Origin of the sequence: Hyphomonas sp., assembly GCF_040882205.1 — a bacterium.
In the GTDB taxonomy this organism is placed as follows: Bacteria; Pseudomonadota; Alphaproteobacteria; order Caulobacterales; family Hyphomonadaceae; genus Hyphomonas.
This window is the reverse complement of sequence record NZ_JBBEBT010000062.1, coordinates 1-7,083: the sequence shown is the minus strand read 5'-3', so window position 1 is coordinate 7,083 and position 7,083 is coordinate 1. Positions and strand designations below refer to the sequence as shown.

6 protein-coding genes and 2 tRNA genes are annotated in these 7,083 nt (G+C 62.8%); 4 read left to right on the top strand and 4 right to left on the bottom strand.

Annotated features, from left to right (window positions below; translation table 11 throughout):
- Positions 1-116: 116 nt before the first annotated feature.
- From WEA77_RS02760 to WEA77_RS02750, 3 genes are all read right to left on the bottom strand, one after another.
- On the bottom strand, positions 117-413 hold the full coding sequence (locus WEA77_RS02760) for a sulfotransferase family protein (protein WP_368066330.1): 297 nt from the start codon (positions 411-413) through the stop codon (positions 117-119).
- Positions 414-478: 65 nt separating this feature from the next.
- Complete coding sequence (locus WEA77_RS02755; RefSeq protein WP_368066329.1) at positions 479-1,399, bottom strand: hypothetical protein; 921 nt, start codon at positions 1,397-1,399, stop codon at positions 479-481.
- 43 nt (positions 1,400-1,442) lie between these two features.
- Entirely contained in the window at positions 1,443-2,288 is an 846-nt protein-coding gene (locus tag WEA77_RS02750) for a TrmH family RNA methyltransferase (protein ID WP_368066328.1), read from the bottom strand.
- Between the two features lie 107 nt (positions 2,289-2,395).
- On the opposite strand from WEA77_RS02750, the gene WEA77_RS02745 reads away from it, so the two are divergent.
- From WEA77_RS02745 to WEA77_RS02730, 4 genes are all read left to right on the top strand, one after another.
- Positions 2,396-2,480: transfer RNA gene (locus tag WEA77_RS02745), tRNA-Tyr, on the top strand.
- Between the two features lie 35 nt (positions 2,481-2,515).
- Positions 2,516-2,589, top strand: a tRNA-Gly gene (locus WEA77_RS02740).
- Between the two features lie 129 nt (positions 2,590-2,718).
- Positions 2,719-4,008: a 3-hydroxyacyl-CoA dehydrogenase NAD-binding domain-containing protein gene (locus WEA77_RS02735; RefSeq protein ID WP_368066327.1), complete on the top strand. Its 1,290-nt coding sequence runs from the start codon at positions 2,719-2,721 to the stop codon at positions 4,006-4,008.
- 10 nt (positions 4,009-4,018) lie between these two features.
- Entirely contained in the window at positions 4,019-5,632 is a 1,614-nt protein-coding gene (locus WEA77_RS02730) for a GMC family oxidoreductase (RefSeq protein WP_368066326.1), read from the top strand.
- A gap of 113 nt (positions 5,633-5,745) precedes the next feature.
- Here the strand turns inward: WEA77_RS02730 and WEA77_RS02725 are convergent.
- Positions 5,746-7,083, bottom strand: a 1,338-nt coding sequence (locus tag WEA77_RS02725) for an EAL domain-containing protein (protein ID WP_368066325.1), incomplete at its 5' end; no start/stop codon positions are given.

Genomic DNA, 7,083 nt, shown 5'->3' with positions numbered 1-7,083 from the left:
CCCCCAAGGCTGCGGTCGATGACCACCCTGGTGACCATCGTGAGCCATGCCGCCGCAGGCGGCGGCCAGTGTTCCCGCGCCATCAGGCTCGCAAGAATGGTTTCGGAGAAGCTTTCCTACCAGCTCTCTGGCGACCGGGTGGACAGGATGATCTTCGTGTCCGGATTGGCGGCGGCGACTTCGCGCCAGAAGGCTGCCGTCGGCCAGTCAACGGCAGACCTGTAGCCTCTGCAGATCGCGGCAAAGTTCGGCGTGCCATCGCCGCCAGCCTTCAGAGCGGTACCTGCGCGGCGCTGTTTTCCGGGCACTTCCTTCATGTGATGACAGGGGCCGAAGCCAAGCTCTTCGAGCGCGAGCTTGAGCGACAGTGTGCCCGTGCGCCCAAATCCGGCGCTGATGACCTTCAGTGTCATGACGTCCCCCGACTGGGCCTGACCGGCGCCTTGGGCCATAATTTAGACAATCAGCGCCTGGCTGGCTACTTGTTCCCAAAGAACCGGAAGGCTGCAAACAGTCCGGCCAGCGCCGAGCCAAGCCCGCCGAGGAGAACGAAGAGCGGGTTGGCCTGGTCGGCAAACGCGATCGCGCGGTTGATGCCGGAGACCTTTACGGTGACTGTTTCGCGGTATGTGCGCAGCGGTGTCACGCCACCGGAACCGATGGCGAATATCTCGAACGTCAGGTCATGCTCGCCGGCGCTCAGCGCGGTCACCGACCAGCGCCAGGTATTCTCCGTCATCGGAGAAAGTGACTGGACCGGCGGCGAGGTGGCGATGATGTTGAAGTTTGCGCCGGAGAAGCGCACTTCCACGCGCTCTGATACCTTCGCTTCGCCCTCTTCGATCAGGCCCTTGCCGGGCAGGGCATCGGCGGCAGTCGAATCGCCTGTTGCATCAATGGCGAACGTCACGTCGAAGGCGCGCTTGTATTCGGCCGAGCGCGGCGTTTCAAGCGCAGTCGGAACTGTTTGCAGGGTTTCCTCAAACGCGGATTTTGCGGGCTCCGGCGCTGACATGGCGGAAACTTCCGGAGCTTCGACGCTCTCTGCCGTTTCGGGCGCAGCTGAGCGAGCCATCGGCTTCGCCTCCATCTGTGTCTCGAAGTTGAACTGGCTTTCCTCTTCGGTCAGCGCCGGGCCGGCGTTTTGCGCCGCTTCGCCAGGTGCGGCCCCGGGCGCGCTGCGGGCGGACATTTCCGCCTCAGGCTCTGCTGGCGTCACCTCGAATGACGGTTCATCCGGCGCAGGCCCCATCGCTGCAATTTCAACCTGCTCCGATGCGGGCGCAGCGGCCATGGATGCGGTTTGCGCCGGCGCATACTCTTCCAGCAGCGCCGCGCCGCCGAAGCCCGCGACGACAAGTCCAAAGATCACGAGCAATACGGACAGGAAGCGCAGCATGGTTGATCTCCGAGGCGCTCAGGTATGAGCATCTGGCAGTCGTTCAGGCAACCGGAAAACTGCCCCGGCTGGCCTCATAGAAGGCAATTGCGGCAGCATTTGACACGTTGAGGCTCTCCATGTCCGAGGCAATCGGTATTCGGGCAAGCTCAGCGCAGGCTTTCGCAACTGCCGGGCGCAGGCCGGCGCCTTCAGCGCCGAGCACTACGGCGACTTTCGCGGCACCTTTCACGGCAAGGTCGAGCGGACGTGTGCTCTCGCCGGCAAGACCGACGGTGTGAAACCCGGCCTCGGCGAGCTGTTCGAGCGCGCGGGCGATATTCACCGCGCGCACCTCGGTCACGGTCTCGATGGCGCCCGCCGCGCTTTTGGCGACCACGCCGGAGATCGGCGGGGCGTGCCGGGTCTGGAGGATTAAGCCGGTGAACCCGAACGCAGCCGCCGAGCGGAAGATGGCGCCGAGATTGTGGGGGTCCGATACCTGGTCGAGCACGGCGACGCGGGTTGCGCCCTCGGCGATCAGGTCTTCCAGCGCCGCCGCTTCCAGCGGTTCGGCCTTGACGGCGATGCCCTGATGCACAGCGCCGGGGGGCAGGCGCTGGTCCAGTTTTTTTCCGGTGATAATCTGCGGCGTAAGCTGGCCTTTCGGCAGGCGCTCCGCCGCATTCTCGGTGGCGAGGAACTGCAGGAACTGCCGGTCGGGGTTGGCGAGGGCGGCCAGGACGGCATGGGTGCCCCACAGCCAGACCGGGCCACCTTCCTTTTCGTGGCCGGGTCTGTCACGGCCCGGGTTGTCACGCTCGGGCCTGTTTAATTGTCCGGATTGGGGCCGGTTCCCGGCCGGGCCTGGCGGCCTGTTCCCGGGCCGTTTTGTATGGTTGCGCGCCATGAGGATCATCCTTATAAGGCCGCTTCCAGCGTGGATAGGGGCCCCTTTAGAGAACCCTTTTGAAGTGCTGGCGCGGCGGCGTCAAACGGCGTTGGCGCGGGTCCCGTGGAGGGATGGGAGAGTGGTTAAATCCGCCAGACTGTAAATCTGGTCGCCTAGCGTACGCTGGTTCGAATCCAGCTCCCTCCACCACCCCGCCAATGCCGCCGCTTTCGCGGCCCAGTCGGGCGGGTATAGCATAATGGTAATGCACTAGCCTTCCAAGCTAGCTATCTCGGTTCGATCCCGTGTACCCGCTCCAGCCCATAGCTCACAAAATCCTTTATTCTTAAACCGTTGCCGTGCGCACTTCCGCGCTGCGGCTGGGGCGCATAGTGTGATTGAAAATCCGCCGGCCATGACGGGCGGAGCCAACAGGAGGACGCGACACATGCCGGCCATTGCCATGACCACCGAGACGGTTTCCGACTATATCGCGAAGGCGGGCCGGGAGGCCTGGCAGGTTGCGGATGTGCCGGCGAACACGCCGCACCGCGAGATCCGCAAGGTCGGCGTCATCGGCGCCGGCACCATGGGCGGCGGCATTTCGATGAACTTCGCCAGCGCCGGCATTCCGGTCGTGATCCTCGAGCAGAAGCAGGAAGCGCTGGACCGCGGCCTCGGCGTCGTGCGGACAAACTACCAGCGCAGCGCCGACAATGGGCGCTTTCCGCAGTCGGAAGTTGCTGAACGCATGGACCGCCTGACCGGCACGCTCGACATGTCGGCCTTTGCCGATTGCGACCTGATCATCGAGGCGGTGTTCGAGGATATGGACCTCAAGAAGCGGATCTTCGCCGATCTCGACCGGATTGCGAAGCCGGGCACGATACTGGCCACCAACACCTCGGCGCTCGACATCGACGAGATCGCGAGCGCGACACGCCGTCCGCAGGACGTGATCGGGCTGCACTTCTTCTCGCCGGCGAATGTGATGAAGTTGCTCGAGATCGTCCGCGCCGACCACACGGCGGATGATGTTATTGCGACGTGCATGGCGCTCGCCCGGACGATCAACAAGATCGCGGTGCTGGTCGGCGTGTGCCCGGGTTTTGTTGGAAACCGCATTCTCTTCGCGCGACAGGCTCAGGCGCAGAAACTCGTGAACAGCGGCGTGATGCCATGGGATGTGGACGCCGCGCTGAACCAGTTCGGCTTCCGGATGGGCCCGTACCAGATGTCCGATCTCGCCGGGCTCGACATCGGCTGGAAACCCGGCGCGAAGACCGCCAATCCGATCCGTGATGCGCTGTGCGAACTCGGGCGCCGGGGGCAGAAGACGAATGCCGGATACTATGACTATGGCGCAGACCGCAAACCGGTGCCGTCGCAGGTCACGGCCAAAGTGATCGGCGAGGTGACGGGCGTAGCGGCGGCCGCGCCGCCGAGCGCGGACGAAATCATCTCGGCCTGCATTCATCCGATGATCAATGAAGGCCTGAAAATCCTCGAAGAGAAGAAGGCCCAGCGCGCGTCGGATATCGATATCGTCTGGCTGAACGGCTACGGCTGGCCGGCGGACAAGGGCGGGCCGATGCTGTATGGCGACATGGTCGGCGCCGAAGCCGTGCTGGCCACGATGCAGCGCCTCGCCAGTGAGGACATGCGCTTTGCGCCAAGTGAAACGCTGAAGCGTCTCGCAAGGGACGCAAGCCGGTTCATCGACGTGCAGCCCGGTTGATCCAGCTTCAATGGCTGACGCCCCAAAACCGTTTGCCGGCAGCTATGACTACATCGTCGTGGGCGCCGGATTGGCCGGCTGCGTCGTGGCCAACCGGCTGTCGGCGGATCCTTCCCGGCGGGTCCTGCTATTGGAGGCGGGCGGGGCGGATGACTGGATCTGGTTTCACATTCCGGTCGGCTATCTCTTTGCGATCGGGAACCCGCGTGCGGACTGGATGTACAAGACGACGCCCCAGCCAGGGCTGAATGGCCGGTCGCTGGCCTATCCGCGCGGCAAGGTTCTGGGCGGCTCCTCCGCCATCAACGCGATGATCTCGATGCGGGGGCAGGCTGAGGACTATGACGGCTGGCGCGACCTTGGCCTGCCGGGCTGGGGCTGGTCGGATGTGCTTGCGGTCTTCCGCGAGATCGAGAACCATTTTCTCGGCGAAAGTGATGTTCATGGCGCGGCCGGAGAGTGGCGTGTCGAGCCGCCGCGTGTGCGCTGGGACATTCTGGATGCGGTGCGCGAAGCGGCCGAACAGATCGGAATTTCCAAGACGTCCGATTTCAATACCGGAAACAATGAAGGCTCGGGCTATTTCCATGTGAACCAGAAGGCGGGGAGGCGCTGGTCGGCTGCGACCGCGTTCCTGAAGCCGGTGTTGAACCGGAAAAATCTTCGGATCGAAACAGGTGTAATGGTCGAAACCCTGACCATTCAGAACCGCCGAGCGGGCGGTCTCGTGTTCTGGCAGAACGGCCAGCAGTATTCAGTTTCTGCCAGCGCAGAGATCATCCTTTGTGCCGGCGCGATTGGCAGTCCGTCGATCCTTCAGAGATCCGGGGTCGGGCCGTCCCGGGTTCTCGTCGACGCCGGGGTGAAGCCGGTCGTGGACCTCCCGGGCGTGGGCGCCAATCTTCAGGACCACCTCCAGCAACGGTGCATCTACAAGGTTTCAGGAACAGAAACGCTGAACCAGACATATTATTCCGTATACGGTAAACTAAAGATGGGGCTGGATTACGGTTTGCGCCGGCGCGGCCCTCTCACCATGGCGCCGTCACAGCTGGGTATCTTCGCGCGGTCAAGCGAACAGCAGGCGCGCCCGGATATCCAGTTCCATGTGCAGCCATTGTCGCTCGACAGGTTTGGCGAGCCGCTTCACCGGTTCCCGGCGATCACGGTGGCCGCCTGCAATCTCCGGCCGACCTCGCGCGGACATGTCAGGATTTCCTCACCCGATCCGCATGCGGCGCCCATAATTGACCCTAACTACCTCGATACCGAGGAAGACCGGCACATTGCGCGCGAGGCGATCCGTTTGACCCGGCGCCTGATGCAGCAACCGGCGCTCAGCCGTTTCGGGCCGATGGAACATGTTCCGGGAGGGGCGGACGCCGGCCAGGATCTCGCGGTCATCGCCGGTGATATCGGCACCACCATCTTTCACCCCGTGGGCACGGCAAAAATGGGACGGACGGACGATCCGGGCGCGGTTGTGGACGCGGCCTTGAAAGTACGCGGCGTGGAAGCGTTGCGCGTGATCGACGCATCGGTCATGCCGCAGATCACGTCCGGTAACACGAACACGCCCACCATCATGATCGCCGCCAGAGGCGCAGCCATGATCAGGGGATGAGCCTGTCATGAATGCGGGCTGCATGTTTCGTGCGCGCGCCGCTTGCAGCTTCCCGTCAACAGCCCGCCAGGCCAGGCCAGGTCAGGCCAGGCCAGGTCAGGTAAGCGCCTGCGTCAGGAAGCGATCGCCAGCGTGTCGTCTGGCGTTGTTCCAGTGGGGGTGCCTGGTTTCTGACCCCAGGTTGCGATGTATTGATCCTTTGGGACCGGGCGGCCGATATGCCAGCCCTGGATCGTGTCACAATCTAACTCTTTGAGCATGTTGAAGGTTATTTCGTCTTCTACACCTTCCGCGACAACACTGATCCCGAGTGCATGCGCCATCTCGATGGTTGAGCGCACCATGATCCGGTTGGCGTTGCTGGTTGCCACAAAGCGGACGAAGCTCTGGTCGATCTTGATTTCCGATGCCGAGAAATTCTTCAGGTAGCTCAAGGTCGATTGGCCGGTGCCATAGTCGTCGATCGACAAATTTACGCCGAGGCCTGCAAATCGCGCCAGCGCGGCAGCCGCGATATCCGGCGACGTCAGGACTGCCGTTTCTGTGAGTTCAAAGGTCAACAGGGAGGCTTCGATGCGCCCGCCCCGGATGATGTCCATCGCGGCGTGAACGAAGGCGTCCCTGCCAAGCAGGGGCGCAGAAATATTGATGGCGCAGCTCATTGCGCATCCAGCAGCGTGCCATTCCTCGAGGCAGGTGATCACGCGCCGCAAGACGAACAGGGTCAGTTGCTCAACCAGGTTTTCACGCTCCAGAACCGGGACGAATATAGCGGGGCTGATATGTCCGATCACCGCACTGTTCCAGCGGACGAGGGCCTCTGCGCCGGTCACCCGGCCGGATGCGATGCTGAATTTTGGCTGGTAGACGACCGAAACCTCTCCGGATTCCAGGGCATTCTCAAATTCGGAGATAATGAACAGCGACTGGCTTGTATCGTCTGCCAGGCTGTCGCTGTGCCAAAGTGTCCGAGCGCCCATCTCACTGGCACGCTGGGCGGCCAGAACAGCTTTATTGGACAGGCCGAGTGGATCCGAAAGCGGCCCCGCGACCAGCCCGAAGCAAACCGTAGCGCGGATAGATCGCCCGTTAACCTGCAAGGGGGAATTGAACAACTGGCCCGCCGCTTCAATTTGTTGCTCAAGGGCATCAGGATTTTCAGCGTCCATTTTCCAGCAGAATTGCTGGCGCCCGATGCGGTGGAGTTCGTCTTCACCGCAGATCACCTTGCAACGATCCGCCACGGCCGCGACGAATTTGTCAGAATCTTCCTCGCCCAGTGTCGAGAGAATCTCTCCGAAATTGGCGACTTCGGCGACAACGACATAGGCCGGCGTGTCTGCGCCTTTGCGGCGAAGCCAGGCTGCAAGGTTGGGCAGTCCGGTCGCGGCGTCAAAATAGCGCTCGCGGTAGAGACGGCGCAGGAAATTCATCAGGTACTGACCCAAGGT